Source organism: Achromobacter pestifer (assembly GCF_013267355.1).
Lineage (GTDB): Bacteria > Pseudomonadota > Gammaproteobacteria > Burkholderiales > Burkholderiaceae_B > Achromobacter > Achromobacter pestifer_A.
On the sequence record NZ_CP053985.1, the window covers coordinates 5,794,027 to 5,819,568 of the forward strand.

Annotated in this window: 25 protein-coding genes; 11 read left to right on the forward strand and 14 right to left on the reverse strand. The window is 68.4% G+C overall.

Annotated features, from left to right (window positions below):
• Window positions 1-23: 23 nt before the first annotated feature.
• Together FOC84_RS27340 and sodC are read left to right on the forward strand one after the other, a co-directional pair.
• Window positions 24-1,343, forward strand: a complete 1,320-nt coding sequence (locus FOC84_RS27340) for a DUF445 domain-containing protein (RefSeq protein WP_173147794.1) — start codon at window positions 24-26, stop codon at window positions 1,341-1,343.
• A 498-nt stretch (window positions 1,344-1,841) separates the two neighbouring features.
• Window positions 1,842-2,366, forward strand: coding sequence for a superoxide dismutase family protein (gene sodC / locus FOC84_RS27345; protein WP_173147796.1), 525 nt, complete (start codon window positions 1,842-1,844; stop codon window positions 2,364-2,366).
• 13 nt (window positions 2,367-2,379) lie between these two features.
• Here the strand turns inward: sodC and FOC84_RS27350 are convergent, their stop codons facing one another.
• The 10 genes from FOC84_RS27350 to FOC84_RS27395 all read right to left on the reverse strand — a co-directional run bounded on the left by FOC84_RS27350 (window position 2,380) and on the right by FOC84_RS27395 (window position 13,234).
• Window positions 2,380-3,003 carry a glutathione S-transferase family protein gene (locus FOC84_RS27350; protein ID WP_173147798.1) on the reverse strand — a complete coding sequence of 208 codons (624 nt, stop codon included), beginning with the start codon at window positions 3,001-3,003 and terminating at the stop codon, window positions 2,380-2,382.
• Between the two features lie 94 nt (window positions 3,004-3,097).
• Window positions 3,098-4,318, reverse strand: a complete 1,221-nt coding sequence (locus tag FOC84_RS27355) for an MFS transporter (RefSeq protein ID WP_173150439.1) — start codon at window positions 4,316-4,318, stop codon at window positions 3,098-3,100.
• Window positions 4,319-4,427: 109 nt separating this feature from the next.
• The gene (gene map, locus FOC84_RS27360) at window positions 4,428-5,219 is read right to left on the reverse strand and encodes a type I methionyl aminopeptidase (protein WP_173147800.1); all 792 of its coding nucleotides are present in this window, start codon (window positions 5,217-5,219) and stop codon (window positions 4,428-4,430) included.
• Window positions 5,220-5,465: a ParD-like family protein gene (locus tag FOC84_RS27365; RefSeq protein WP_054456412.1), complete on the reverse strand. Its 246-nt coding sequence runs from the start codon at window positions 5,463-5,465 to the stop codon at window positions 5,220-5,222.
• Between the two features lie 77 nt (window positions 5,466-5,542).
• Window positions 5,543-6,193, reverse strand: coding sequence for a DUF2894 domain-containing protein (locus FOC84_RS27370; RefSeq protein WP_173147802.1), 651 nt, complete (start codon window positions 6,191-6,193; stop codon window positions 5,543-5,545).
• Complete coding sequence (locus FOC84_RS27375; RefSeq protein WP_173147804.1) at window positions 6,183-6,833, reverse strand: OmpA family protein; 651 nt, start codon at window positions 6,831-6,833, stop codon at window positions 6,183-6,185. Before FOC84_RS27375 ends, FOC84_RS27370 begins: the two co-directional genes overlap by 11 nt.
• Window positions 6,830-10,519 (reverse strand): DUF802 domain-containing protein, encoded by a 3,690-nt coding sequence (locus FOC84_RS27380; protein ID WP_173147806.1) that lies wholly within the window; start codon window positions 10,517-10,519, stop codon window positions 6,830-6,832. The genes FOC84_RS27375 and FOC84_RS27380 overlap by 4 nt, the downstream gene beginning before the upstream one ends.
• Window positions 10,520-10,529: 10 nt before the next feature.
• Window positions 10,530-11,345: a DUF3348 domain-containing protein gene (locus FOC84_RS27385; protein WP_173147808.1), complete on the reverse strand. Its 816-nt coding sequence runs from the start codon at window positions 11,343-11,345 to the stop codon at window positions 10,530-10,532.
• Between the two features lie 130 nt (window positions 11,346-11,475).
• Window positions 11,476-12,417 (reverse strand): LysR family transcriptional regulator, encoded by a 942-nt coding sequence (locus FOC84_RS27390; RefSeq protein WP_254241797.1) that lies wholly within the window; start codon window positions 12,415-12,417, stop codon window positions 11,476-11,478.
• A 40-nt stretch (window positions 12,418-12,457) separates the two neighbouring features.
• Entirely contained in the window at window positions 12,458-13,234 is a 777-nt protein-coding gene (locus tag FOC84_RS27395) for a MipA/OmpV family protein (RefSeq protein ID WP_173147810.1), read from the reverse strand.
• Window positions 13,235-13,374: 140 nt separating this feature from the next.
• Here FOC84_RS27395 and FOC84_RS27400 point away from each other — a divergent pair, with 140 nt between their 5' ends.
• The 4 genes from FOC84_RS27400 (at window position 13,375) to FOC84_RS27415 (ending at window position 17,464) form a co-directional block, all read left to right on the forward strand.
• Window positions 13,375-14,037 (forward strand): response regulator transcription factor, encoded by a 663-nt coding sequence (locus FOC84_RS27400; protein WP_173147811.1) that lies wholly within the window; start codon window positions 13,375-13,377, stop codon window positions 14,035-14,037.
• Window positions 14,034-15,422: an ATP-binding protein gene (locus FOC84_RS27405; protein WP_173147813.1), complete on the forward strand. Its 1,389-nt coding sequence runs from the start codon at window positions 14,034-14,036 to the stop codon at window positions 15,420-15,422. Before FOC84_RS27400 ends, FOC84_RS27405 begins: the two co-directional genes overlap by 4 nt.
• Window positions 15,423-15,533: 111 nt before the next feature.
• On the forward strand, window positions 15,534-16,763 hold the full coding sequence (locus tag FOC84_RS27410; RefSeq protein WP_173147815.1) for a helix-turn-helix domain-containing protein: 1,230 nt from the start codon (window positions 15,534-15,536) through the stop codon (window positions 16,761-16,763).
• Between the two features lie 35 nt (window positions 16,764-16,798).
• Window positions 16,799-17,464 (forward strand): glutaminyl-peptide cyclotransferase, encoded by a 666-nt coding sequence (locus tag FOC84_RS27415; RefSeq protein ID WP_173147817.1) that lies wholly within the window; start codon window positions 16,799-16,801, stop codon window positions 17,462-17,464.
• Here FOC84_RS27415 and FOC84_RS27420 read toward each other — a convergent pair.
• Window positions 17,451-18,188 (reverse strand): hypothetical protein, encoded by a 738-nt coding sequence (locus FOC84_RS27420; protein ID WP_173147819.1) that lies wholly within the window; start codon window positions 18,186-18,188, stop codon window positions 17,451-17,453. The genes FOC84_RS27415 and FOC84_RS27420 overlap by 14 nt on opposite strands.
• 264 nt (window positions 18,189-18,452) lie before the next feature.
• On the opposite strand from FOC84_RS27420, the gene FOC84_RS27425 reads away from it, so the two are divergent.
• The 3 genes from FOC84_RS27425 (at window position 18,453) to FOC84_RS27435 (ending at window position 22,212) form a co-directional block, all read left to right on the forward strand.
• The gene (locus FOC84_RS27425) at window positions 18,453-19,577 is read left to right on the forward strand and encodes a TRAP transporter substrate-binding protein (RefSeq protein ID WP_173147821.1); all 1,125 of its coding nucleotides are present in this window, start codon (window positions 18,453-18,455) and stop codon (window positions 19,575-19,577) included.
• Between the two features lie 80 nt (window positions 19,578-19,657).
• Window positions 19,658-20,281 (forward strand): TRAP transporter small permease subunit, encoded by a 624-nt coding sequence (locus FOC84_RS27430; protein WP_173147823.1) that lies wholly within the window; start codon window positions 19,658-19,660, stop codon window positions 20,279-20,281.
• Complete coding sequence (locus tag FOC84_RS27435) at window positions 20,278-22,212, forward strand: TRAP transporter large permease (RefSeq protein ID WP_173147825.1); 1,935 nt, start codon at window positions 20,278-20,280, stop codon at window positions 22,210-22,212. Before FOC84_RS27430 ends, FOC84_RS27435 begins: the two co-directional genes overlap by 4 nt.
• Before the next feature lie 49 nt (window positions 22,213-22,261).
• On the opposite strand, the gene FOC84_RS27440 is transcribed toward FOC84_RS27435, so the two are convergent.
• Together FOC84_RS27440 and FOC84_RS27445 are read right to left on the reverse strand one after the other, a co-directional pair.
• On the reverse strand, window positions 22,262-22,720 hold the full coding sequence (locus FOC84_RS27440; RefSeq protein WP_173147827.1) for a bleomycin resistance protein: 459 nt from the start codon (window positions 22,718-22,720) through the stop codon (window positions 22,262-22,264).
• Window positions 22,721-22,777: 57 nt separating this feature from the next.
• A complete protein-coding gene (locus FOC84_RS27445) occupies window positions 22,778-23,269 on the reverse strand; it encodes a GNAT family N-acetyltransferase (RefSeq protein WP_173147829.1) in 492 nt (163 codons plus the stop codon).
• Between the two features lie 125 nt (window positions 23,270-23,394).
• On the opposite strand from FOC84_RS27445, the gene FOC84_RS27450 reads away from it, so the two are divergent.
• Both FOC84_RS27450 and FOC84_RS27455 read left to right on the forward strand, forming a co-directional pair.
• A complete protein-coding gene (locus FOC84_RS27450) occupies window positions 23,395-23,925 on the forward strand; it encodes a MarR family winged helix-turn-helix transcriptional regulator (protein ID WP_254241798.1) in 531 nt (176 codons plus the stop codon).
• Entirely contained in the window at window positions 23,922-24,701 is a 780-nt protein-coding gene (locus FOC84_RS27455; protein WP_173147831.1) for a HEAT repeat domain-containing protein, read from the forward strand. Before FOC84_RS27450 ends, FOC84_RS27455 begins: the two co-directional genes overlap by 4 nt.
• Window position 24,702: 1 nt before the next feature.
• On the opposite strand, the gene FOC84_RS27460 is transcribed toward FOC84_RS27455, so the two are convergent.
• Entirely contained in the window at window positions 24,703-25,452 is a 750-nt protein-coding gene (locus FOC84_RS27460; protein WP_173147834.1) for an SDR family oxidoreductase, read from the reverse strand.
• Between the last annotated feature and the right edge of the window lie 90 nt (window positions 25,453-25,542).

The window sequence follows — 25,542 nt, forward strand, 5'->3', positions numbered from 1 at the left end:
GGTCTGTCGTTTGCGGAGACCCCATGACAGATATGCCCCGTTCCGCCGCCACGCATTCGGCGCTGGCTTCCGAAGCGCGCCGCGCGCAGTTGCGGCGCATGAAGATCGCCGCGCTGGCGCTGCTGGTGGCGATGGTCTGCGGTTTCATCACCAGCCATGTCATGGGCGGGCAGGGCGCCTGGGCCTGGGTGCGGGCGTTCTGCGAGGCGGCCACGGTGGGCGCGCTGGCCGACTGGTTCGCGGTGGTGGCGTTGTTCCGCCGGCCGATGGGCCTGCCGATTCCACACACGGCCATCATTCCCAGCAACAAGGATCGCATCGGGGACAACCTGGCGGTGTTCGTGCGCGACCATTTCCTGGATCCGGACACGCTGATGGAGAAGCTACGGGTGTTCGATCCGGCCGCGCGCTTGAGCCGCTGGCTGGCGCGTCCGCGGCAGGCGCGGGCCTTGAGCGAGGGCGCGCGCAACGTGGCCTTGCAGACGCTGGACCTGCTGGACGACCGGGCGGTGCGCGGGGTGATCCAGGAGTTCGTGGTGAAGAATCTGCGGCGCTGGGACGCGTCGGATACGGCGGGCGAGGTATTGGGTCTGTTGACGCGCGACGGGCGGCATCAGGAGCTGCTGGACGCGGCGCTGGAGCGGCTGGGCGGCTATCTGGGCGACGAGGACGTGAAGGCGCGGGCGTCCAGCCTGCTGGTGAAGTTCGCGAAGAAGGAATGGCCGCGCATCATCGCGGCGGTGGACGTGGTCAAGTCGGTGGACGGGATCGCGGACAATCTGGCGGACCGGCTGGCGCGGGCGCTGGTGGAGGAATTGCGGGACGTGCTGTCCGAGCCGGGGCATCCGGTGCGGCGGGACTATGAGGCCTGGGTGCAGGATTACATCCAGCGGCTGAAGGATGATCCGGCCTTGTCGGCGCAGGTGGAGGCGTTGAAGCAGCGGGCGATCGATCATCCCAAGGTGCAGGAGTATGTGCAGGGGCTGTGGGACGATATCCATGCGGCGTTGCGGCGCGATCTGTCATCCGAGGATTCGGCGCTGGCGCGGCATCTGGAGAGCGCTTTGCTGGCCTTGGGGCGCAAGCTGGGGGAGGATCCGGGGTTGCGGGAGGCGATCAACAATCACGTGCTGGGCGGGGCGCGGAGGTTGACGGGGCGCTTGCGTAGCGGGGTCACGGAGCATATTTCGCGCACGGTGAAGAATTGGGATGAGCGGCATCTGGTGGATGAGCTTGAACTGAGCGTGGGGCGGGATTTGCAGTACATACGGTTCAACGGGACCTTGGTGGGCGGGTTGATAGGCGTGGTGCTGCATGCGGTGGTGTTGCTGGTTCGAGGGTGATGCGGTTGCCGTGTGGGATGGCTGCTGCTGCTTCGAGTGCTACGTAGGCCGTCCGTCGGCGCGGGCGCCGGGGTGGCGAGCGCCCACGATTGCGGTCCGGAGCGTTCGCTCCGGACTGCCCCGTCGTCATCTTCGTCCAGGCCTTCGGCCTTTCCTTCAGATTCCCTCGGGCGCATCGAGGTTGCTCGCCACCCAGGCGCCCGCGCCGACGGACTACGTGTGTCTTGGTATTTGGCGTTGCTGCAGCCGTGGTTGGTTGCGAGATTTGCGGGGCCCGTCAATGACGGCCGCGCGGGCGGCCGTCACTGGCTTATGCGTTTGTGTGCGTCGGGGGAGTGTGCCTTCGGCATTGCCTGGCCTGCTGTTTGTATCAGGAACGAAGATTGCTGGCAGATGCGCTGACCCAAATGCTATTGTTTTTTCCGGCATGGCCGGCACGGGCCGCCCATGCACCACCGGGCGTCCGCGGGCTGCGGGCGCGTATCTTGGAGGCACTCCATGAAGAAAATCTCGATGCTGGTCACGGCGCTTGTATTGGCAGGCGCGTCTGGCGCGGCGCTGGCGGAAGACGTGTCGATGTCGTTCCTGAGCGTGGACGGCGTGGGCAAGAGCGCTGGCACGATCACGCTCAAGGACACCAAAGGCGGGTTGCAGCTCACGCCGCATTTGAAGGGCTTGCCGCCTGGCGAGCACGGCTTCCATGTGCATGAGAAGGGTTCGTGCGAGCCCGGCATGTTGAACAACCAGATGGCGCCTGGCGGCGCGGCGGGCGGGCATTTTGATCCCAAGGGCACCAAGGCGCACAAGGGGCCGATGGCGACCGATGGGCATCAGGGCGATCTGCCTTTCATCGTGGTTGCCGCGGACGGCACGGCCACGAAGGCGGTGGTGGCGCCGCATCTGAAGCTGGCCGATGTGAAGGGCCGCGCGGTGATGGTACACGTGGGCGGCGACAACTACAGCGATACGCCGGCGCCGCTGGGCGGCGGGGGCGGCCGGCTGGTTTGCGGGGTGGTGAAGTAGCCGCTTTGGCGTGTCAGGCCGTGTCGTTGCGGCCGTGCAGCCGGTATCCCGCGCGTTCGGCTAGCCGGTCGTAGTAGGCGGCGACGGCCGGCAATGGCGGCTTGTCGAAGGGCGTGCCGAACCAGCGGTTGACGGACAGGCCGACCGGTATGTCGGCCAGCGAGAATGCGGGGCCGGCGACGTAGCCGCCAGCCTGTTCCAGGCGCTGGTCCAGTATTGCCATGAAGCGCGCCCATTCGCGGCAGGACGCCTCGATCGCGGCGCGGTCGCGGTGGGCGGCAGAGTCGCGCGCCAGGGCCATGAAGGCGTAGCTCCAGGCGCGGTTCAGGTCGGTGGCCTGCCAGTCCATCCATTGGTCGACGCGGGCGCGCAGCCTGGGTTCTGCGGGGTACAGGCGCTGGCCGCCGTATTGCGAGGCCAGGTAGCGGATGATGCTGTTGGACTCCCACAGCACGAAGTCGCCGTCCTGGATGACGGGCACCATCGCGTTCGGATTCAGCGCCAGGAAGGCGGGATCGCTGGTGGGCTGGAACCCGGAGCCCCAGTCTTCGCGCTCGAAAGGCAGGTCCAGTTCGGCGCAGGTCCAGAGCACCTTGCGCACGTTGATGGATGAGGCTTTACCCAGGATTTTCAGCATCTTGCCGCTGCGGTGTTGACTGACCGGGGCAGTCTAGCGGGCGGTGGCGGGCGCGCACAGATACAGATTGCCGGTTTCGCGTGCGCAACAGTGTTCAGTAGGCGCCGGCCTCGGGTTGGGTGCGCAGGCGCAGCACGGGCGAGGTGTACAGCACCACGAATTGCACGGCGAAACCGGCGGTCGATACCCACAGGCAGGCTTCGACGCCGACGCGGGCGGCAAGCGCGGCGCCGATCAGCGCGCCGACCGGGCGGGCGCCGAAGGTGGCGGTCAGGATCACGGCGGACACGCGGCCCAGCAGGGCGTTGGGCGTGATCGCCTGGCGCAGCGTGGTGGTCGTGATGGTCCAGAGTATGGGGCCGGCGCCGAACAGGAAGAAGCCCGCCGCCGCCCAGGCGCCGGACGGATACGCCAGGGTGGAGAGCAGGATGGCGCTTGCGATCAGCGCAGCCAGGGGGCCGACGGCGATCATGGCGCCGAAGCTCAGCCGCTGCGCCAGCCAGGGCGCAAGCAAGGCGCCGGCCACCATGCCGCCGCCGTACACACCCAGCGTCAGGCCGACGGCCGCGGCCGACAGGCCCAGGCGTTCGATGGCGTAGGCCACGTAGATGGCCTGCAGCACGAACCAGGCGGTGTTGAAGAACACGGCGGTCACCAGCACGGGGCGCAGCAGCGGATGCGTGAGGACGAAGGCCGCGCCCTCACGCAGTTCCTCCAGCACGCGCCGGCGCGGCGCGGGGCCGGGCGTGTCGTGGGGCAGGCCGGCCAGCAGCAGGGCCGCCAGCAGCGACAGCACGGTGGCCAGCACATAGGCCGACGGCGCGCCCATCCAGCCGACCAACGCGCCGCCGGCGGCCGGCCCTGCGGAAAAGGCGGTGCTGCGTGCCAGTTCCAGCCAGCGGTTGGCGCTGGCCAGCCCGGCGGGCGCGACCAGCCGCGGCACCAGCGCTGGCGCGGCCACGTTGTAGGCGACCGTGCCGACCGCGCCCAGAAAGCCCAGCGTGGCCAGCCAGCCCAGGTTCAGCCCGCCCGTGGCCAGCAGCGCCAACAGGCCCAGCAGGCTGGCGGCGCGCACGCATTCGGCGGCGGTCATCAGGGCGCGGCGCGACATCCGGTCGGCCAGCACGCCGGCGGGCAGGGACAGCAGCAGGAAGGGCAGCGTCTGGGCGGTTTGCAGATAGCCGGTTTCCGCCGCGCTGGCGCCCAGCGCCAGCACCGCGACCAGCGGCGCGGCTGCCAGGGCCATCTGTTCGGAAAACTGGGCGGCCAGGTTGGAGGCGGCCAGGCGGCGAAACGCTGAGGACAGGGCGGGCATGGGTGCGGACGGCGGAAACGGCAAGGGCACGATCATGATCGTGCCCTTGCCTGCCGGCACTCCGTTCCTTGCCATGGGCAAGGCGGGCGCGCCGCGTCACATCCGCGTGTCAGGGCATGGGCGGATAGTCGCCGAAGCCGTCCGGCCAGGATGTCAGGACGTCGTAGCCGGTCTCGGTCACGACCACCATGTGCTCCCATTGCGCCGACAGCGAGCGGTCCTTGGTGACCACGGTCCAGCCGTCGGGCAATTGCTTGGTCTGGGGCTTGCCGGCATTGATCATGGGTTCGATGGTGAACATCATGCCGGGCTGCAGCACCATGCCTTCGCCAGGGCGGCCGTAGTGCAGCACCTGCGGATCGTCGTGGTAGATCTGGCCGATGCCGTGGCCACAGTATTCGCGCACGATGCTGAAGTGCTCGCGGTGCGCCACGGTCTGGATGGCGTGGCCGATATCGCCCAGCGTCGCGCCCGGCTTGACGGCCATGATGCCGGCGCGCATGGCTTCGTAGGTGGTGTTGACCAGGCGCCGCGCCAGCGGGCTGGGCTGGCCCACGTAGTACATGCGGCTGGTGTCGCCGAACCAGCCGTCCTTGATGACGGCCACGTCGATGTTGAGGATGTCGCCGTTCTTCAGCACCTTGGCCGACGGGATGCCGTGGCAGATCACGTGGTTGGCCGAGGCGCAGATGGTCTTGGGAAAGCCGTGGTAGCCGACGTTGGCGGGTATCGCCTTCTGCACATTGACGATGTAGTCGTGGCAGATGCGGTCCAGCTCATCGGTGGTGACGCCAGGGCGGACGTGCTCGGCAATCATGTGCAGCACTTCCGCCGCCATGGCGCCGGCCTTGCGGGCCATTTCGATGTCGGCGGCGGACTTGATGGAAACCTTCTTCGCCATTTATGCGGCCTCCTGTTGGGCTGGCTGCGGCAAGCCCTGCGACAGGGAGGCGATGGCGAAGCCCTCGGCCTGCTCGATGCGGATCAGCAGTTGGCAAATGTCGGCGTGGCGCAGCTCGGGGTAGAGCTCGGACAGCATGCCGATGCGCATCCAGTGTTCGGCCTGGGAATTGATCGAGCGGCTGAGCGCGCCGCTGGCGACGCGCAGGTTCTCATGCATCTGCTCGGAAATCTTGACGATACCCATGGAGTTAATGATCCATATATGTTTTGTATATGGATCGTATCTTACCGCCGATGCGCGGGCGGGCGCAAATCGGGGGATCAGCGTCCCTTGCCGCGCGCCGTCTTCTTGGCGCCGGAGCGAGGCGCGGCCTCCTTGGGCGGAGGGGCCATGGTGGCGTGCACTTGCTCCAGCCACATCAGCGCATCCGTGTATGACAGGAACTGCTGCAGATAGCCCGGCGACACCTCGCGCATCAGCGACAGTGCGCGGTGCACCAGTTGGTTGGAGTTGAGCGGGCCGGCGTTCTTGTGCACCTGTTCCTGGGACTGCCGCACCTGGCGGTCGGCGCTGACCCGCGACCAGACGCCGCGGAAGTACTCCAGCACGTCCAGTTCGGGGTAGGAGGCGCGCAGGTCGGCGGCGCCGCGCGCCTCGGGACCAGGATCGGCGATGTAGGCGGTCAGCACCGCCAGCGGTCCGGGTTCGGGGGCGGCGCGAGCAGCCGCGGGGGCGTTTTCGGCAGCATCCACGGACGCGCCGTCCAGCTCGGCCTCGTAGGCCTGGACCAACGCCGCCAGCTTGCTGTCCAGCAGCCTGCGGGGTTCGCCGGCCTGCGCGGCTGCACGCCGTTCCAACGCGTCCATGAACTGGAAGCGGACGGGCGCCACACGGTCGGCGCCGGCCTCGCGCCAGGCGTCCAGCATGGCCCGGGCGTCGACGATGTCGCCGCGGGTGCCGTCACTGGCCATTGGCGGTCCCGGCGTCGCCGGACGGCTTGGGGATGGGCGCGATTTCGACCCGGCGGTTCTTGGCCCGGCCGTCTTCGTCGGTATTCGAGGCCACCGGCTGCTCGGAACCGAAGGCCGCGGCGAACACGGCCGACGAAGGCACGCCTTCGTCGATCAGCGCGCGCGTCACGGTCAGGGCGCGCTGCGCCGACAGGTCCCAGTTGTCGGCGAAGCGCCGGTTGCCTTCGCGCACCTGCTGGTCATCGGTATAGCCGCTGACCATCAGGATTTCGTTGCGCGACTTCAGATAGGCCGAGAGCGGTTCGATCAGGCTCTTCAGGACGTCACGGCCCTCGGGCTGCAACTGGTCGGAGTTCAGGGCGAACAGGACGCTGCCGCTGATGCCGATGCGGCCGTCGATCAGGGTCACGCGGCCGGCGGCCAGCGGTCCCGCCAGCGCCTGCTCCAGCGTTTCGCGGCGCTGGGTTTCGGCCTGGCGCTGCTTGACCTCTTCTTCAAGCTGGGTGGACAGCTGCAGCTGCACGGCGACGACGCTCACCAGGATCAGGACGAAGGCGCCCAGCAATACCGACATCAGGTCGCCGAAGACGGCCCAGGCCGGGACCGTGGGCTCCACGCCGCCGTCGAGGTCTTCGCTCATGCCGCTTCCGCTCCGGCCGTCGCGCGCTGGATCGCCAGCTGCTGCAGGTTCTCGATGATCTGCTTCTGCGAGACCATGCTCAGGTCCACGACTTCACGGGCCTGCGCCACGTAGTAGGCGAGCTGTTCGTCGCCGCGCGCGATGGACTTGTCCAGCGCCGCTTCGATGCGTTGCAGGTGTGCGACCAGCTTGTCGTTGGACTCGCCGAAAAGCTGCACGGCCGTGCCGAAGGATTCGCCCAGGCTGGCGACTTCGACCGCGCCGCTGGCGACCTGCGCGGCCACTTCGGCCAGCTTGCCGGTTTCGGCCTGGGCCTGTTCGGTGAACTGGGTGCCGACGCGCTCCAGCAGCTCCGCCGACGAGGACACCAGCGCGTCCACGGCGGTGCGCTGTTCGGCGGCGGTGTGGTTGACGGCGTCCAGCAGGGTGCCCAGGGTTTCCAGCAGACGGTTGCGCTCTTCCAGCATGTCGTTGTCGCGCTCCATGCTGTCGGAGAGCTTCTGGCGCAGTTCGCCGATGACCTCGGCGGCGGCGCGCGGCGCTTCGGAGGCGGCCTGCACCAGGCGGCCGATCTCGGCGATGGTGTCGTTGGCGGACGCCTGGGTCTGCGCGCTGATGTCCTGCGCGGTGATGGCCAAGGTGTCGCAGATCTGCTGCTGCTGGTTGGCGGTGTAGGAACTGGTCTGTTCCCATTCGGCGCGCAGCGAATCGGCGATCGTGCCGAGCTTGCCGGTCCAGGCCTCCAGGCGCGCTTCGTCCTTGGCGGCGAGCGCGGTCTGCAGGTCCGTCTGCGATTGCTCCAGCGTGTGCAGCAGGGCGGCGGAGTGTTGTTCGAATGCCGCGGCGGCGGTTTCCAGCGCCTGCTGGTTGTCGCCGGCCAACTTGGCGTTGGCCTGTTCCTGGCGCGCCTGCGCCTCGGTCCAGGCCTGGGTGACGCCAGTGGCGGCGGTTTCCAGGCGGGCCGACACGCTTTCCAGCAGGCCTGCCTGGGCCTGGGTCTGGGACGTAAGGTCGCGCGCGGTCTGGGCCAGCGTGTCGTTGACTTCCAGCTGGCGCAGCGCGGCCTGGGTGCCGGCCTGTTCCCATTCCTGGCCGAGCTTGGCGGCCATGGCGGTGAGCGTGCCGGTCCAGGCGGCCAGGCGTTCCTGGTCGCGCGAGGCCAGCGCGGCCTGCAATCCGGCGTGCGACTGGTCCAGCGTCTGCAGCAGGGCGGCAGAGTGCTGTTCGAAAGCGGCGGCGGCGGTTTCCAGCGCCTGCTGGTTGTCGCCGGCCAGCTTGGCGTTGGCCTGCTCCTGGCGCGCCTGCGCCTCGGTCCAGGCCTGGGTGACCCCGGTGGCGGCGGTTTCCAGGCGGGCCGACACGCTTTCCAGCAGGCCTGCCTGGGCTTGGGTCTGGGACGTAAGGTCGCGCGCGGTCTGGGCCAGCGTGTCGTTGACTTCCAGCTGGCGCAGCGCGGCCTGGGTGCCGGCCTGTTCCCATTCCTGGCCGAGCTTGGCGGCCATGGCGGTGAGCGTGGCGGTCCAGGCGGCCAGGCGTTCCTGGTCGCGCGAGGCCAGCGCGGCCTGCAAGCCGGCGTGCGACTGGTCCAGCGTCTGCAGCAGGGCGGCGGAGTGCTGTTCGAAAGTGGCGGCGGCGGTTTCCAGCGCCTGCTGGTTGTCGCCGGCCAGCTTGGCGTAGACCTGCTCCTGGCGCGTCTGCGTCTCGGTCCAGGCCTGGGTGACGCTGCCGGCCGCCGTTTCCAGGCGGGCCGATACGCTGTCCAGCAGGCCGGCCTGGGCCTGCGTTTGCGCGGCGATGTCGCGCGCGGTCTGGGCCAGCGTGTCGCTGGCGGCCTGCTGGCGGGCGACGGTGTCGGCGCCGGCCTGCTGCCATTCCTGGCTCAGCGTGGCGGCCATGGCGGTGAGCGTGCCGGTCCAGGCAGCCAGGCGCTCCTGGTCGCGCGAAGCCAGTGCGGCCTGCAATTGCGTGTGCGACTGGTCCAGTGTCTGCAGCAGGGCCGCGGAATGCTGTTCGAAGGTGGCGGCCGCGGCGGCCAGGGCCTCGCGGTTGTCGCCGGCCAGCTTTTCGCCGGCCTGTTCCTGGCGCGCCAGGGCGCTGGCCCATTGCTGCGAGACGCCGTCGGCGGCCGCTTCCATGCGGGCCGATACGCCTTCCAGCAAGCGGGCCTGGACTTCCGCCTGCGCGGCAATGTCGCGCACGGTCTGCGCCAGCGTGGCGCTGATGGCTTCCTGGCGTTCGGCGGCCTGCGCGCCGGACTGTTCCCATTCCTGGCGCAGCGTGGCGCCCATGGCGCCCAGGGTGTCGGTCCAGGCGGCCAGGCGCTGCTGGTCGCGCGAGGCCAGCTCGGACTGCAGCAGGGTGTGCGATTGGTTCAGGGTGCGCAAGAGCGAGGCCGAATGCTGCTCGAAGCTGGCCGCGGCCGCGGTCAGGGCCTGCAGGTTGTCGCCAGCCAGCTTTTCGCTGGCCTGTTCCTGGCGCGACAGCGCCTGGGTCCAGGCGTGCGACATGCTGCCCGACGACTCCTCCAGGCGCGAGGACACGCTGTCCAGCAGGGCGGCCGAGCGCTGTTCGAAGGTCTGGGCGAAGTGGTCGAGCGAGGCGCGCAGGTCCTGGGACAGGGCCTCGCTGGCGCGCTGCTGGCCGGCCAGGGCCTGGTTCCAGATGCCGGCGACATTGCTGGTGGTGGCCTGGAAGCCCGAGGTCAGGCCTTCCAGCTGGCGCTGCACGGCTTGCGCCACGGTGTCCTGCAGGGACGCGGTTTCGCGCGACAGGCTGGCCATCGTCGCTTCCACCACGGGTTGCAGGGCGGCGCCGGCCGAGCGCGCGCTTTGCGACACGCTTTCCTTCATGGACTGTTCCATGACGGCGGCCAGGCGCGAATAGGCCGCTTCGGCTTTGCCCTGGAACGCGTCCTGGCTGGCCATGTGGCGCTCGCTCAGGGCCTGGTTCTGCTGCGCCATGCCGTTCATCATGGCCTGCAATTGGTCCACCAGGGTAGGCAAGGCGTCGGCCTGGCGCTGCATGACTTCGGCCTGGCGTTGCAGCAGCTTGAAGGATTCCTCGCGCTGATAGCCTTGCGAGTACACGCGCAGGGTGGTCGCGGCCTTGCCGTCCAGCAATTGCGCCGCGCGCACGCGTTCGCGGCGGCACAGGGCTGCCAGCAGGCCCAGCATCGCGGAAGTGGCGACGCCGGCGATCGAGGTGCCGAAGGCGAAGCCCAGGCCCTTGACCGGCGCGGCGAGCGAGGCGCGGATGGCGGCCAGGTCGGTGGCGCTTTCCAGCGCCAGGCCGGTGCCGCGCAGGGTCACGACCATGCCCAGGAAGGTGCCGAGCATGCCCAGCAGCACCAGCAGGCCGACCAGGTACGGCGTCAGCGCCGGGCCGGGCAGGCCCGCGCGTTCGCCTTCGATGCGCAGGCGCGCGGCATTACGCAGGCTTGGCGGCAACTGGTCCAGCCAGGATCCCAGATTGCCGGGGGCTTCGGACAGGCCGGCGAGCGCGCGCGTCAGCGCGGACGTCGCCTGCTGGTAGCGCAGCAGTTCGAGCGCGCCGCCCAGGTAACAGACGCCTATCAGCAAGGTCACGGCCAGCGCCAGCGGGTTGGTGCCCGCATAGCCCACGCCGATCCAGCCCACGACGGCCAGACCCGCCAAGAAAACTACGAGATTAGTCAGATATTTGGACATAGTGTCCCGGTTAGCTGGCGCGAAGGGTGGCAAGCAGCCCTTCGACCGGTTGTAAACGAACATCCAATTCGGCAAGCAGCACGCTACGCATGTCTTTGCGGAACGTGTCGAGCCAGGCGCCCGGCGTTATCGATGCCGGCGCCGGCGCCGCGCCTGTCTCGGCCGCGGCATCGCCTTGCGCTTCGGCCTCGGCTTGGGCTTCAGCCCATGCGGCAGCCTCGGCCAATGCCGCGGCCTCCGCGTCGCGCAGACGCTGGAAATGGCCTTGCAGCAGCTTCGGAATCGCGCCGAACAGCGCGCGTTCCTTGGGCAGCAGGGCGCGGTCCATGATGGCGTCGACCACCGCCAGGCGGGTCATTTCGCCGTTCCTGGCCGCGACCATGCCGCGCAGCCGGCTGCGCAGATTGCCCACGGCGGTTTCCATCGTGTGCTGCAACGACAGATAGCGTTGGCGAAAATTCGCGTAATCGGCGTCGGCCTCGGCCAGCGCCGCCAGTTGTTTGGCGGGCGCGGGCGCTTGTCCCGGCGTGCGCCGCTTGGCGGCCGTGGCTGCGGTGTCGCTGGCGATGGCGTCGGCCAGCGTGGTCCGCACGCGGGCGCACTCGCGCTCCTCGGCGCTGCTGAACATGCGCGCGCCGGGGGCGATCACCGGCGGGCTGGTATTCAGCGCCGCGGAGAGCGCGATCGCGTCCGTCCAGCCGAGCCATTGGCTCAGATGGTCCGAGAGCGATTGCCTGGATTGCGGAACGTCGACATCCGTCAGGCGAGTCAGCAAGCGAATGAGCGTCGGGCCGCTTAAACCTGTGCGCTGTGGGGCCTGCAACATACCACCAGAGTCAAAAAGGGGGGAGTTTACACGCTGGAGGGGGGCGCCAGGGGCCAGGGGCGGACGGCGAGGGCGCGCCGCCCGTAAAAATGGGGTCGCATCTCCTGGGGATGCAATATTGTGACGGGCGTTATGCGGCCCGGCGGATCTGGAGTTCCGGCGCCAGGCCATGCGCCGGCTTGTTCAGCGGAGTGTCCAGGTATTCAGCCAGAAAATCGATGAGCCGCCGGGTCCGGGCGGGCAGCAAACGGGTTTCGGTCACGGCGTGGACCTCGATCGGCCCCAGGCTCCAGGCCGGCAGCACGCGCGCCAGCTCGCCCGAGCGCAGCTGGCTGCTTTGGTCGCCGCCCAGCGCGGCGATGCCGGCGCCCAGCACGGCGAGCTGCCTGGCCATGCAGGCGTCGTTGGCGCCATAGCGGTATTCCACTGGAACCAGTAACTGTTCGCGGCCGCGCTGCAACGGCCAGGGCGCGGGCTGGCCGCCGCCGGCGCGCAGGCCGATGCAGTCGTGGCGCGCCAGGTCAGCGGGGCTGAGGGGCGCGCCGCGGGCGGCCAGGTAGGCGGGCGAGGCGTATAGCTGGGCATGGACCGCGCCGAGGCGGCGCGCCACCAGCGACGAGTCGGGCTGTTCGCCCAGGCGGATCGAGACGTCGCCGATCTCGGGCGGGTGCTCGGCAAACTCCGGCCCGGCCACGCTCATCTGCAGGCGGATTTCGGGGTAGCGGCCGCCGAACGCGACCAGGGCCGGTATCAGGGCGTCCAGCGCATAGGCGGCGGGCAGTTGCACGCGCAGGGGGCCGCTGGGGATTTCCAGCTGCTCGCGCAGTTCCTCGTGGGCGATCTCGGCCTCGGCCACGATGCGGCGGCAGCGTTCGAAATACAGCCGGCCGGCGTCGGTCAGTTCCACCCGGCGCGTGTTGCGGCTGAGCAGGCGCAGGCCGACCGCGCGCTCCAGTTCGGCCACCTGGCGCGACACCGTGGAGGTGGGCATGCCGAGCGTCGCGGCGGCCCGGCTGAAGCTATGCGCCTTCGCCACTTCGGCGAACAATTCCATGCCATGCAGGCGTTTCATGTGTGCATCTCCCACGCGCGGCCCGGCCGGGCCCGCGTCTTCAGAAAGCGTAGACCACGCCCACGTTGGCGAAGACGTTGGTCTTGCGCTCGGTCAGGGGGCTGTTGCGGGCGTCGCCCACCAGGGTGTTGACGCCCAGCGTCGTCACCGCGCTCCAGCTCGCGTCAAAGCGATGGGCCCAGGTGCCGAAGAGCGCCACGGACTTGAAGCCGGACGAGGGCGAGTACACGTCCAGGCCCTCGCGGCTGCGTGCGGACTGGGAAGGCGTGATGCCGAACCAGGTCTGCATGCTGTCGTGGTCGGCCCATTGCGTGGCGGCGCTGAGCGAGACGCGGTTGCTCGAGTCCTGCCAGGCGGCGTAGGTGGCGCGCAGGTCCAGCGTGCCGCCATAGCCGCTGCGGGCGGCCTGGCGGTAGGCGACGATCAATGAATAGGGGCCCGGAGACCATTCCAGGAAGGCGCCATAGGTGCCGTGGAAGTCGATGTCCTCCAGGCCCTTGGTGCGGTCGGCATCGTCGGCCTTGCGCCCCAGCGCCATGCCGACGAACACGCCGGCGCTCCAGTCGGGCGCCAGGTCCGTCTTCAGGCCCATGGCGGGCAGACCGGCGCGCGGCGAAATGAAGAAGCTGCCGGCGTGGTAGTTGATCATGGGGACCGGCAGCGCGCGGTATTCGCGCGAGCCTTCATACACGGGCACGGCGCCCACGCCCATGCCGATGAAGTTCGAGCTGCCCTCGCTGGCGCGCGCGCTGCTGGCGGCGGCGGCGAGCAGGGCCGAGGCCATCAGGGGGGCGCTTGCTAAAATGTGTCGCTTCATACCACTGTTTCCTATGCGTTTTTCCGGCGGGCCAGGGTCCAGACCCCCCGTCACAGGAGCGCATTGTCGGCATGGGGTTTTAATAATTTTTTAAAGCGGCGCCGGCATGCTGCGGCATCGTTGACGGTCCTGGAGTTTTCTTGCGTGTCCTGCTAGTTGAAGACGACGCCATGTTGGGCGACGCCGTGCACACCAGCCTGGCGCAGTCCGGCGCCGACGTGCAATGGGTGCGCGACGTGGCGCAGGCGCGGCTGGCCCTGGTGGAGCACGGCTTCAATGCCGTGTTGTTGGACCTGGGGCTGCCGGACGGCAGCGGGCTGGCGGTGCTCAAGCACCTGCGCGCGCGCTACGACGCCACCCCGGTCCTGATCCTGACCGCCCGCGACCGGCTGAGCGAGCGGATACAGGGCCTGGATGCGGGCGCCGACGACTACATCGTCAAGCCATTCCAACTGGACGAACTGCTGGCGCGGCTGCGCGCCGTGGTCCGGCGCAGCAGCAACGCCGTGGTCTCGGCCCTGCGCTGCCGCGACGTGGTGCTGGAGCCGGCCAGGCGGGCGGTGACGCGCGCGGGCGTGGAAGTCAGCCTCAGCGCGCATGAATACCGCACGCTGCTGGCGCTGATGGAGCGCATCGGCCACACCGTCAGCCGCGAACAGCTCGAGGCCGCCGTCTACGGCGACAGCGGCGCAATCGAAAGCAATACCGTGGCCGTCTACATTCACCAATTGCGCCGCAAGCTGGGCGAAAAACTCATCGCCACCGTGCACGGTTTGGGCTATCGCATCGAGGCAGGCGAATGAAGACGCTGCGCAAGCAGCTCACGCTGACGCTGCTGTTGACGATGGCCCTGTCCTGGATTGCGGTGTTCGCCTTTCAGCAGTACGAAGCCACGCGCTCGCAGACCGGCGCGCGCGATCAATGGCTGCACGACGCGGCCAGCCAGATGCTGGCATCGTTGCCGGTCAGCCTGTTGGGCAACGACGCCCCGTCGGAACGTTTCACCCCGCCCGCGTCCAGCCGCGTCGACGGCGACAAGGTGCGCTTCCACCTGTGGTCGCTGGCCGACCGCCGGCTGCTGCTGCGCTCGCCCGAGTCGCCCGCGCAGCCCTTGAGCGGCGGCTTCCAGGACGGTTATTCCGACGTGCGCGCCGACGGCATGGACTGGCGCGTGTACGCGATCTCGGACGCCAACGGGCGGGTGCAGGTGCAGGTGGCGCGGCCGCAGAGCGAATTGCGCGCCCAGTCGCTGTACAGCCTGAAGCGCGGGCTGCTCATCGTGTCCGTCCTGTTCGTGCTGCTGGCCGTGGTGAGCTGGATGGTGGTCGGCCGCGCGTTCCGCAAGGTGGACCGCGCCGGCGTGGCCATTGCGCGGCGCGGCCCGTTCGACCTGGCGCCGCTGCCCATGGCCGGCATGCCCGGCGAACTGCGTCCCTTCATCCGTTCGATCAACCAGCTGCTGTTGCGCGTGAAGGGCGGCATGGACCGCGAGCGCCGTTTTCTGGAAGATGCGGCGCACGAGCTGCGCACCCCGCTGGCCGCGCTGAGCGCGCACGCGGAGCTGGTTGCCCGCAGCGCGGGCTCCGGCGACGCCCCGGCTGCCATCGAGAAACTGCGCCAGGTCGCCCAGCGCACCTCGCGCCTGTCCGAGCAATTGCTGGACCAGGCCCGCATGGACGCGCTCAGCGCCAGCGCGGACGAGCCCGAACCGGTCGAACTGGACGCGCTGGTCGCCATGCTGGTGCGCGACTGGGAAACCGACGCCACCCGCAAGCAGTTGCGCATCCAGCTGGACGTACAGGCCTGCGTCGTCAGGGGGCGGCTGGACGCCCTGGGCGTGCTGGTCCGCAACCTGCTGGATAATGCCGTGCGCTATACACAAAGCGGCGGCCAGATCGCCGTGTCCTGCGGACCGTCGGCGGATGGCGGGGCCTGCCTGCGCGTGGCCGACGATGGCCCGGGCATCGCGCAGGAGGAGCGCGCGCGCGTGTTCGACCGCTTCTATCGCGCCCCGGGCAGTGCCGCGGGTGGCAGCGGCATCGGCCTGTCGCTGGTGGCGCAGATCGCGCAGCAGCATGGCGCCGAGGTCACGCTGGGCGAGGGCCTGCGCGGCGCGGGCGTGGCGCTGACGGTGGCTTTTCCGCCTGCGGCCGGGGGAGCTCCCGGGGCGGGGGCGCCGCGCGCCTGAATCCAGCGGGGCATGAAGCCGGCCACCCTGGCTACGCTGCGACAACTCGCCAGATGGTAGATTAGTTCCCGGCAAGCGGACTGCGGGAGCGGCGGCAGTGGCGGGATTTCCATGGATTTTCTGATCACCTCGGCTGCGCGCGCGCTGGCCGCCGGCAATCCGCTGGGCGCCCTGAACCTCGTGGCCTTGCGCGACGACGCGCCCGCGCTGGCCTTGCGCGGCATCGCCATGGCGCAACTGGGCGAATTCCGCCGCGCCCGGACCCTGCTGCGCAGCGCGGCCAGGAACTTCGATCCCCAGCATGCGCTGGCGCGCGCCCGATGCGTGGTGGCCGAGGCCGAGATCGCCCTGGTGTCGCGCGACCTGGCCTGGCCGGAGAAGGCGTTGGAGGCCGCGCGCGCCACGCTGCAAGCCCACGGCGATCCCGCCAACGCCGCGCATGCGCGGCATCTGCAGGCCCGGCGCGAACTGCTGCTCGGCCAGCTCGATCGGGCCGAGGACACGCTGGCCTTGCTGGACCCAGCCTCGCTCGCCCCGGCGTCGCGCGCCATCCATGAACTGATCGCGGCAGGCATCGCGTTGCGCCGCCTGCGCACGGGACCGGCGCGCAACGCGCTGACCCAGGCAGAACTCGCGGCCCGCGCCGCCGGCATTCCCGCGCTGCTGGCCGAGGTCGAACACGCGACGCTGGTCCTGAACACGCCCGCCGCGCGGCTGATAGCGCAGGGCGTGCCGCGGCCCATCCTGCTGGATGAAGTGGAAGCGCTGCTGGCATCCGACACGCTGGTCGTGGACGGTTGCCGCCATGCGGTGCGCAGCGCGGGCCGGGAGATCCCGCTGGCCAGCCGGCCGGTGCTGTTCGCGCTGGCCCGCGTCCTGGCCGAAGCCTGGCCGCAGCCCGCGCCCAGGGAAACGCTCATCGAGCAGGCCTTTCGCACCGCCTACTTCGATGAAACGCACCGCGCGCGCCTGCGCGTCGAGATAGGGCGCCTGCGCGCGGCCTTGGACGGCGTGGCCGGCATCAGCGCCGCGCGCGGCGGCTTCCTTCTCAAGCCGGAAGCCGGCAGGGCGGTCGCGCTATTGGCCCGGCCAGCCGGCGACGGCGACAGGGATCATGGCGCGGTGCTCGCCTGCCTGGCCGACGGCGAAGCCTGGTCCAGTTCGGCCCTGGCGCTGGCGTTGGGCGCAAGCCAGCGCACCGTGCAGCGCACGCTGGACGCGCTGGCGGCAGCCGGCAAGGTGCAGGCTTGCGGCCAGGGCCGGGCCCGCCGCTGGATGACGCCGCCTGTGCCCGGATTCACGACAACCTTGTTACTCCCGGCCGCGCTGGCCGCCGACTAGCATGAATGCTCGAACTCCCGTTCAAGGACATCGACATGAAACGTACGCAAGCCCAGATCATCCGCGAGTACGGCCCATTTCCCGGCGTGCAGGCCGTGCATGGGGTGACCTACGACGGCCGGCAGGTGTGGTTCGCCGCCGGCGAAAAGCTGATCGCCATGGACCCCGACAGCGGCAGCACGCAAGCCTCGATCGACATCGTCGCCGACGCGGGCACGGCCTTTGACGGCAAGCATCTCTATCAGATCTCCGACGGCACCATCGTCAAGCTGGAACCGAAAAGCGGGCGGGTGCTGAGCCGCATTCCCGCGCCCGGCGGCAACGGCGCTTCGGGCATGGCCTGGGCCGAGGGCAGCCTCTGGGTGGCCGAGTACCGCCAACGCAAGATCTATCAGGTGGACCCCGAAACCGGCCGGGTGCTGCGCACCATCGAATCCAACCGCTACGTCACCGGCGTGACCTGGGTGGACGGCCAGTTGTGGCACGGCACCTGGGAGGAGGGCGCCAGCGATCTGCGGCAGCTGGATGCACGGACTGGCGAAGTGCTGCAAAGCGTGGAAATGCCGGCCGGCACCGGCGTATCCGGATTGGAATCGGATGGCGCCGGCTGCTTTTTCTGCGGCGGCGGCGACAGCGGCAAGCTGAGGGCGGTGCGGCGTCCGCTGGCCGAGTCCGACGACGCGGCGCTCACCAACGGATGATGTAGGGCCTGTCTCCCAGTTCCCACACGCCGTTTTTCCGTTCCAGCATGATGTACTCGGTCTGCCATTCGTCCGGCTGGTCCTCCGGCGCAAAGCCGGATATGTACGGACGGAAGGCGGGATCCGTCGCCCAATCCGCGGTACTGCGGTCCAGCCGCCATTCGAACTTCACCGCCGAGACCAGGTTGGGGTTGTCGTCGAATGGATTCTTGAGCGGCTTGGTATGGGTGAGGATCTTGCCGATCCGCAGGCCGGGGGCGCAGAACTTCGCGGTATAGACCCGCTTGGAGCCGAGGCGGGCCTCGCCGTCCGTGTAGTAGGGTCGGCCCTTGTCGGTGAGCTCCATGCGGCTGCTCGCGTCCTCGGGATCCTCGTCCGCTTGCGGGGGGCCGCCGTCGCCGTTGGCGCTGACGCGCTTGACCGTGACCAGCTGATGCTTGATCAACGCCTGCACGATCCTGTCCTGGCTTTCCAGGAACGAGGTGTAGACATCCGTGGGCAAGGGCCGCACGCCCACGACGTTGACGCAGGCGCCGACCGGCGCAAGGGCCGGTTGCGCCGTCGCCTCGACCAGGAGCTTGCGTATCTTGCCTTCGGTCAGGCCCGGGCCCAGCGGCGATTCCCACCATGCGTAAAAACCTGCCGCGCCAGCGATGGCCAGGCCCAGGGCCCAGACCTTGCGTGGAATCCGGCGGCGCTTGGCGGCGCGCTCTTTCTGGTTCATTTCTACCCTTGCCGATTGCGTTGCCGCGATGGTAACGCGTGGGTTGTCCATCATACAAAAGATGTAATCCACGCTTCTAGGGTAATTCCTGACAAGAAGCTGATTGTCAGCGATTAGTCAGAAAGGTTTAATCAGGCTCACGCTTTGCGCATCGTCCGCAATCGCGCCGGCGGGATCCCGCAGCAGGCTTCACCATCCCGCGCCCACGCAGGAGTAGTAACTACAAGCTGGTCCATGTAGTCCTAATTCAGGAGACAAGACGCCATGCAACACGTTACCAAGCCCCGCCGCAAGTTCATCTCTGGCGCCGCTGTCGCCGGAGCCGCCGCGCTAGGATTTCCGGCCGTGGCCCGGTCGCAGAATGCCCCGGTTTCCCTGCGCTTCCAGAGCACCTGGCCCGCCAACGACATCTTCCACGAGTTCGCGCGCGACTATGCGCAGAAGGTCAACGACATGGCCGGCGGCCAGTTGAAGATCGAGATCCTGCCGGCTGGCGCCGTGGTCAAGGCCTTCGACCTGCTGGATGCGGTGTCCGCGGGCACCCTGGACGGCGGGCACGGCGTGGTCGCCTACTGGTACGGCAAGAACACGGCGGTGGCGCTGTGGGGCTCGGGCCCGTCCTTCGGCATGGACGCCAACATGCTGCTCGCCTGGCACGAGTATGGCGGCGGCAAGGAACTGCTGGTCGAGATCCAGAAAGCCATGGGCGTGAATGTGGTGTCGCTGATGTACGGGCCGATGCCCACTCAGCCTTTTGGATGGTTCAAACGTCCTATCACAAAGGTTGAGGAGGTCAAGGGCCTCAAGTTCCGTACCGTGGGCCTGGCCATCGACATGTACACCGCCATGGGCGCCGCCGTGAACGCGCTGCCGGGCGGGGAAATCGTGCCCGCGCTGGACCGCGGCCTGCTGGACGGGGCGGAGTTCAACAACGCCTCGTCGGACCTGGCGCTGGGCTTCCAGGACGTTTCCAAGATCTGCATGCTGCAGAGCTTCCACCAGAGCGCGGAACAGTTCGAAATCCTGTTCAACAAGGCCAAGTACGACGCGCTGCCCGACAACCTGAAACACATCCTGCGCAATGCCGCGCAGGCGGCCAGCGCGGACATGTCCTGGAAGGCGGCGAACCGTTATTCGCAGGACTACGGCAAGCTGCAGAAGGACCACAACGTCAAGTTCTACAAGACGCCCGACGCCATCCTGCAGCAGCAGCTGAAGATCTGGGACGAGATGATCGCCAAGCGTGCGGCCGAAAATCCCTTGTTCAAGAAGGTGCTGGAGTCGCAGCGGGCCTTCGCCGAGCGGGTGGGGCGCTGGCACGGGGATACCTCGGTCAACTTCCGCATGGCCTACAACCACTACTTCTCGCGCACAACCAAGCAGGCTTGAAGGGCCGGTACCTGTATCCCGCGCCGCGCGCCGCACAACGGCGCGCGGCGGGACGCCATGCGTCTTGACCTGGAAGCGAGATGATCCGAATCATACGTTTCATAGACCGCATCTCCACTTTTGTCGGGCAGACCTTTGCCTGGTTGATCGTAGCGCTGACCTTGCACGTCTGTTGGGAGGTGGCCGCGCGCTACCTGTGGAACCAGCCCAGCGCCTGGGCGTTCGACATGCAGATGATGTACTACGGCATCCTGTTCATGATGGCGGGGGCCTATACCCTGGCCAAGAACGGGCATGTGCGTGGAGACATCCTGTACGGTTTCCTGCCGCCGCGGGTGCAGGCGGGGCTGGACCTGATCCTGTACATCGTGTTCTTTTTTCCCGGCGCGATCGCGCTGGTGTGGGCGGGCTGGTACTACGCCGGCTATTCCATCGCCATCCGCGAGCATTCCTCGCTCATGGCCAACGGGCCGCCGATCTATCCCTTCAAGGCCTTCATCCCGATAGCGGGCGCGGTGCTGCTGCTGCAGGGCGTGGCGGAGGTGCTGCGCTGCGTGCTGTGCCTGCAGCGCGGCGCCTGGCCTTCGCGCGCGGAAGACGTCGAGGAAGTGGACGTCGACAAACTCAAGAAGATGGTGCATGTGAAGGACGAGGACATCGCCAAGCTGGACCGCTACGTCACTACCGGGGAGCCGCGCTCATGAAGATCCACAAGGCGCTGTGGTTCGGCCTGTCGTGCATCGGGCTGGTGCTGCTGATGATCGCGTTCCTGACGCCCTGGGACCATCTGACCACGGGACACATCGGCCTCTTGATGCTGGCGCTGATCGTGGTGGCCATCATGCTGGGCTTTCCGACGGCGTTCACGCTGATGGGCATGGGGGTGTTGTTCACCTTCCTGGCGTACTACATGCAGAGTTCGGACGCGGCCCGCTCGGTCGGCCAGACGCTGGACCTGATGGTGCAGCGGACCTACGCCACGATGACCAACGACTCGTTGATTTCGATTCCGCTGTTCGTGTTCATGGGCTACTTGGTCGAACGCGCCAACCTGATCGAAAAGCTGTTCCGCTCCATGCACCTGGCGCTGGCGCGCCTGCCGGGCGCGCTGGCGGTGGCCACGCTGGCGACTTGCGCAATCTTCGCCACCGCCACGGGCATCGTGGGCGCCGTGGTCACGCTGATGGGACTGCTGGCGATGCCGGCCATGCTGAAGGCCGGCTACAGCGTGCGCCTGACCGCCGGCTCCATCACGGCGGGCGGCTGCCTGGGCATTCTGCTGCCGCCTTCCGTGATGCTGATCGTGTACGGCGCGACCACCGGCGTGTCGGTGGTGCAGCTGTACGCCGGCGCGCTGTTCCCCGGCATCATGCTGGCGGTGCTGTACATGATTTACGTGGTCATCGTGGCCAAGCTGCGTCCCGACATGGCGCCGCCCCTGCCCAAGGAAGAGCGCGGCGTGCCGCTGTCCCGGGAGTCCGCGGCGCTGGCCGCAGGCGGTTACACGCGCGCCGTGTCCGGCATGCTGGCGGCCCTGTTCAAGGGCCGCCGCAACAAGGACGTGCCGCTCGGCTTCCTGCTGCGCAACATGGCGATGGCGCTGGCGCCGCTGGCGGTCACGGTGCTGCTGGTGGCCGTGGTCTATCAGGGGACCACGCGTCCGGCGGTCGTGTACGAGATTCCCGCCGAGCTGCAGCTGGGGTCGGGGGACTTCGATTCGGGCTTGAGCGAGCCGCCGTCAGATGGCCTGGCGGAGCCGCCTTCGAACGAACCCGCCGCGGCCGGCGGCCTGGCCGAGCCGCCGGAAACGCCCGTCGCGCCGCCAGCGGCCGTGCCGGAGACGGCCGCCGCGCAAGCGCCAGCGTCAGCCGACGAGAGCATCGCCGCGCCTCAAGGCTTCTGGATCTTCGCGGCCATATGCGCGGCCATCCTGGCGGTGTTCTATGCGCTGCTGACCTGGGCGCGCATGGAAATCTTCAAGATGCTCATGGCCTCGTTCTTCCCGCTGGCCGTGATGATCGCGGCGGTACTGGGTTCCATCGCCTTCGGCCTGGCCACGCCCAGCGAGGCCGCCGCCATGGGCGCCATGGGTGGCGCGCTGCTGGCGCTGGCGTACCGGCGCCTGAACCTGCCGGTGCTGCGCGAGTCGGTGTTCCTGACCGCCAAGACCAGCGCCATGGTGTGCTGGCTGTTCGTCGGCTCGTCGATCTTCTCGGCCGCGTTCGCGCTGCTGGGCGGCCAGCGCATCATCGAGGAATGGGTGCTGTCGCTGGGGCTGTCGCAGCTGCAGTTCCTGCTGCTGGCGCAGATCATCATCTTCCTGCTGGGCTGGCCGCTGGAATGGACCGAGATCATCGTGATCTTCATGCCCATCTTCGTGCCGCTGCTCAATACCTTCGGCATCGACCCGCTGTTCTTCGGCCTGCTGGTGGCGCTGAACCTGCAGACCGCCTTCCTGTCGCCGCCGGTCGCGATGTCGGCCTTCTACCTGAAGGGCGTGTCGCCGCCGCACGTGACGCTGAACCAGATTTTTCTGGGCATGATGCCGTTCATGGGCATCCAGGTGGTGGCAATCTTCCTGCTCTACGTGTTCCCGGGCATCGGCATGTGGCTGCCGACGGTGCTGTACCGGTGAGGGTTGGTGGCGGGGGCGGCCGGCGCGCCGCCTCCCGCGCGGCCCCGGTTCAAGCCGCGGCCCGAGCCTCGCGCCGGCCCAGGCCCGCTGAATAGCGGATGAGATAGCCGTCGGGATCCTGTACCAGGAACTGATGCACGCCCACCTCCGCCGTTGCGGCGCGATACCACTTTTCCTCGGGCTGCATGTACAACGGCCAGCCGGCGCCGCGCAAGGCGTCGACGATCGGCATGATCGCGGAAACCTCGATCTGCAGATTGATCCCGCGCCCCAAGGGCGCTTCCAGCGGGCCGGTGATCCAGTTCCTGCCGTGGCCGTATTCCTCCAGCATGACCTGGGAGCCGTTCTTGTCCAGATAGGCGAAGTTGTCTTCCGGGCGGTCGTAGGCTATCGAGAACCCGCAAAGCCCGCACCAGAACTGCAGGCTCTTGTTGATGTTGGACACCAGCAGTTCGGGCACGACGCGGGCGGCGGAAAATTCGGAGGCGGGTAGGACGGGATAGGTCATGGCGGACAACTGCCGGAATGGGGCGTAAGGGGATCAGGTCCGCAATGATAGGACGGATTAAGTGGCGGGACGCGCCAGTGCATACACGGCGGTGTCGCGCCCATAGTGCCGTTCATGCGCCCGGAACGTGAAGCCCAGCTTCTCCAGTACACGCATGGAGACCTGGTTGTCGGGCCAGACCACCGCGACGAGTTCGCCCAATTCAAGCTCGCGCCAGGCGTATTCGCATAACTGTTGCGCCGCCTGACTGGCATATCCGCGTCCCCAAGCCGCGCGTTGCAGCCGATAGGCAAGCTGGATGCTGTCCGTGCCTGCCAGAGGGACCAGGCTTACCCAGCCCACCGCGGCGCCGTTCATGGTGATCGCCCAATGGCCCAGCCGGGTCGACGGTTCGCGCAGCCACGCCAGCAGCTCATGCCGCCGTGCGTCGTCTGCCGGTTTGACGCCGGTGCTGTAGCGCATGACCTCGGGATCGGATTCCATGGACAGCAACATGGGGATGTCATCTTCCTGCATGCGGCGCAGGATCACGCGGGGAGGTAGGGGCATGGATTCAGTCGCCGGCTGCTGGGGTAGCCAGGATGATAGCGGTTCGAAGCCAAGGATCCGTCTTGCGGGAATTTAATTAGGCGCCTTATTATTATGGCATCGAGAATCACAGGGTTGGATGACTCATGCAAGAAGCACAACACATGCTGGAACCCAAGCACCGCGCGCTGCTGGACGTCGCCGCCAGGCGCGGCCTGCCGTCGGCGGAAGGCATCGGCCTTTGCTTCCAGCTGCTGTCGCTGGCCAGCGCCATCGACCGCGATTGCGCCGCCCGGCTGGCGCCGCGCCAATTGTCGGAAGGGAAGTTCGTGCTGTTGTTCCTGTTGCATGAGCAGGCGGACGGGATGTCGCCGCATGAGCTGGCCGACGGCGCGGGTGTGACGCGGGCCACGGTCACGGGCCTGCTCGACGGCCTGGAGCGCGACGGCTTCGTGTCGCGGCGCGCGGGCAAGGACGACCGGCGCAAGATCATCGTCAAGCTGAGCGCCAAGGGGCGGACCGAGGCCGGCAAGCTCTTCAAGCAGCATACGGACTGGATAGGCTCGCTGTTCGCGGGCCTGAGCCCAGCAGAGCGGGCCAGCCTGCGCGAGTTGTTGGGCAAGATCTGGCAGGGTACCGACGCAGGCGGGGCCGCAGGGCAGGAGACACCGCAATGAGCAAGAAGACCGCTGCCGCGCCGACAGGGCGCGGCGTAAAGGACATCAGCGCCGAACGCTTGGCACAGTTGAACGCGGACGAACCGGCCGGCAACCTGACCGAATGCCTGGCGGTGGACTTTGCCGAACTGATGCAGGCGGCCGCCCCCCAAGTGGGCGCCGAGGCCGTCGCCGCTTTGCGCGCGCAGGCCGCGATGGGGATCTCCAAGCGCATGGCCGCGGCAGCGCATCTCTTGCAGGAGGGCCTGGGCCGGGACGCCTTCCAGCAATTGCGCAATCACCGTTCGGATACCGTCCGGGGCTGGGCCTGCTTCATGGTCGGCGCGATGCCGGACCTGACCTTGACGCAGCGGCTGGCGCTGATCCGGCCGCTGGCCGACGACGCCCATTTCGGCGTGCGGGAATGGGCCTGGCTGGCGCTGCGCCCGCAGTTGGCGGCCGAACTGGATAAGGCGCTGGACCTGCTGCGGCCCTGGACGGCGGATTCCTCCGAACGCGTGCGCCGTTACGCCTGCGAGTCCCTGCGGCCGCGCGGGGTCTGGTGCGCGCACATCGCGGCCTTGAAGGCCGAGCCCGGCAGGGCGTTGCCGCTGCTGGAGCCGCTGCGGGCCGATCCGGCCGTCTATGTGCAGGACTCGGTGGCGAACTGGCTGAACGACGCCAGCAAGGACCAGCCAGACTGGGTGCGGGAAATCTGCGCGCGTTGGTCCAAGGGCGAGCCGGCCCAGGCGACGCAGCGCATCTGCAAGCGTGCGCTGCGTTCCATCGGGGCCTAGCCTACAGCTGGCTCATGCCCCCGTCCGCGATGATCTCCGTGCCCACGATGAAGGCGGACTCGGGCGAGGCCAGGTGCAGCACGGTGGAGGCGATTTCCTGCGGCGTGCCAAAGCGCCCCAGCGGCACCTGGGCGCGGATGCTGGCGGCGGTTTTCTCCAGCGTCGCGGCGTCCAGGCCCAGTTTGTCGTAGATCGGGGTGGCGACGGGGCCGGGGCTGATGACATTGACGCGTATGCCGCGCGGCAACAGCTCGGCCGACAAGGTCTTGGCCAGCGAAATCAGCGCGGCCTTGCTGGCGGCGTAGATCGATGAGGCGGGCATGCCGATACGGGCGTTGATCGAGCCGTTGAGCACGATGGACGCGCCGGGGTTGAGCAGCGGGTCCAGCGCCTGCAACTGGAAGAAGGCGCCCTTGACGTTGGTGGAGAAGGTCTGGTCCCAAAGCGCTTCGGTGGCTTCGGCCAACGGGGCGAAGCGGGCCACGCCGGCGTTGATGAACACGGCGTCCAGGCGGATGCCGGCCTGGCGCAGTTCGGCCGCCAGCGCGGCGGGGGCGCCGGGCGCGCCCGCGTCGTTGCGCAGCGCCAGCGCATGGGAGCCGAGGCTGGCGCGCACCTGCTTGAGCACCGCGGCGTCGCGGCCGGTGACGACCACGCGGGCGCCTTCGGCGGCGAAGGCCTGGGCGGCGGCCAAGCCGATACCGCTGGTGCCGCCGGTGATCAGGACGGTCTTCTGTTCGAAACGGTTCATGGTGGGCTCCTTGGAAGCCGGGGAATGTCCTGCGCGCCTGCCGCGGGCAGGATGGTCGAATTCCACGATAGATCAATCGAGGGCCCGGCG

Bases quoted from the DNA above. Each gene is read 5' to 3' on its own strand.
- FOC84_RS27340 (WP_173147794.1), top strand. From the start codon at position 24: ATGACAGATATGCCCCGTTCCGCCGCCACGCATTCGGCGCTGGCTTCC.
- sodC (WP_173147796.1), top strand. From the start codon at position 1,842: ATGAAGAAAATCTCGATGCTGGTCACGGCGCTTGTATTGGCAGGCGCG.
- FOC84_RS27350 (WP_173147798.1), bottom strand. From the start codon at position 3,003: ATGCTGAAAATCCTGGGTAAAGCCTCATCCATCAACGTGCGCAAGGTG.
- FOC84_RS27355 (WP_173150439.1), bottom strand. From the start codon at position 4,318: ATGCCCGCCCTGTCCTCAGCGTTTCGCCGCCTGGCCGCCTCCAACCTG.
- map (WP_173147800.1), bottom strand. From the start codon at position 5,219: ATGGCGAAGAAGGTTTCCATCAAGTCCGCCGCCGACATCGAAATGGCC.
- FOC84_RS27365 (WP_054456412.1), bottom strand. From the start codon at position 5,465: ATGGGTATCGTCAAGATTTCCGAGCAGATGCATGAGAACCTGCGCGTC.
- FOC84_RS27370 (WP_173147802.1), bottom strand. From the start codon at position 6,193: ATGGCCAGTGACGGCACCCGCGGCGACATCGTCGACGCCCGGGCCATG.
- FOC84_RS27375 (WP_173147804.1), bottom strand. From the start codon at position 6,833: ATGAGCGAAGACCTCGACGGCGGCGTGGAGCCCACGGTCCCGGCCTGG.
- FOC84_RS27380 (WP_173147806.1), bottom strand. From the start codon at position 10,519: ATGTCCAAATATCTGACTAATCTCGTAGTTTTCTTGGCGGGTCTGGCC.
- FOC84_RS27385 (WP_173147808.1), bottom strand. From the start codon at position 11,345: ATGTTGCAGGCCCCACAGCGCACAGGTTTAAGCGGCCCGACGCTCATT.
- FOC84_RS27390 (WP_254241797.1), bottom strand. From the start codon at position 12,417: ATGAAACGCCTGCATGGCATGGAATTGTTCGCCGAAGTGGCGAAGGCG.
- FOC84_RS27395 (WP_173147810.1), bottom strand. From the start codon at position 13,234: ATGAAGCGACACATTTTAGCAAGCGCCCCCCTGATGGCCTCGGCCCTG.
- FOC84_RS27405 (WP_173147813.1), top strand. From the start codon at position 14,034: ATGAAGACGCTGCGCAAGCAGCTCACGCTGACGCTGCTGTTGACGATG.
- FOC84_RS27410 (WP_173147815.1), top strand. From the start codon at position 15,534: ATGGATTTTCTGATCACCTCGGCTGCGCGCGCGCTGGCCGCCGGCAAT.
- FOC84_RS27415 (WP_173147817.1), top strand. From the start codon at position 16,799: ATGAAACGTACGCAAGCCCAGATCATCCGCGAGTACGGCCCATTTCCC.
- FOC84_RS27420 (WP_173147819.1), bottom strand. From the start codon at position 18,188: ATGAACCAGAAAGAGCGCGCCGCCAAGCGCCGCCGGATTCCACGCAAG.
- FOC84_RS27425 (WP_173147821.1), top strand. From the start codon at position 18,453: ATGCAACACGTTACCAAGCCCCGCCGCAAGTTCATCTCTGGCGCCGCT.
- FOC84_RS27430 (WP_173147823.1), top strand. From the start codon at position 19,658: ATGATCCGAATCATACGTTTCATAGACCGCATCTCCACTTTTGTCGGG.
- FOC84_RS27435 (WP_173147825.1), top strand. From the start codon at position 20,278: ATGAAGATCCACAAGGCGCTGTGGTTCGGCCTGTCGTGCATCGGGCTG.
- FOC84_RS27440 (WP_173147827.1), bottom strand. From the start codon at position 22,720: ATGACCTATCCCGTCCTACCCGCCTCCGAATTTTCCGCCGCCCGCGTC.
- FOC84_RS27445 (WP_173147829.1), bottom strand. From the start codon at position 23,269: ATGCCCCTACCTCCCCGCGTGATCCTGCGCCGCATGCAGGAAGATGAC.
- FOC84_RS27450 (WP_254241798.1), top strand. From the start codon at position 23,395: ATGCAAGAAGCACAACACATGCTGGAACCCAAGCACCGCGCGCTGCTG.
- FOC84_RS27455 (WP_173147831.1), top strand. From the start codon at position 23,922: ATGAGCAAGAAGACCGCTGCCGCGCCGACAGGGCGCGGCGTAAAGGAC.
- FOC84_RS27460 (WP_173147834.1), bottom strand. From the start codon at position 25,452: ATGAACCGTTTCGAACAGAAGACCGTCCTGATCACCGGCGGCACCAGC.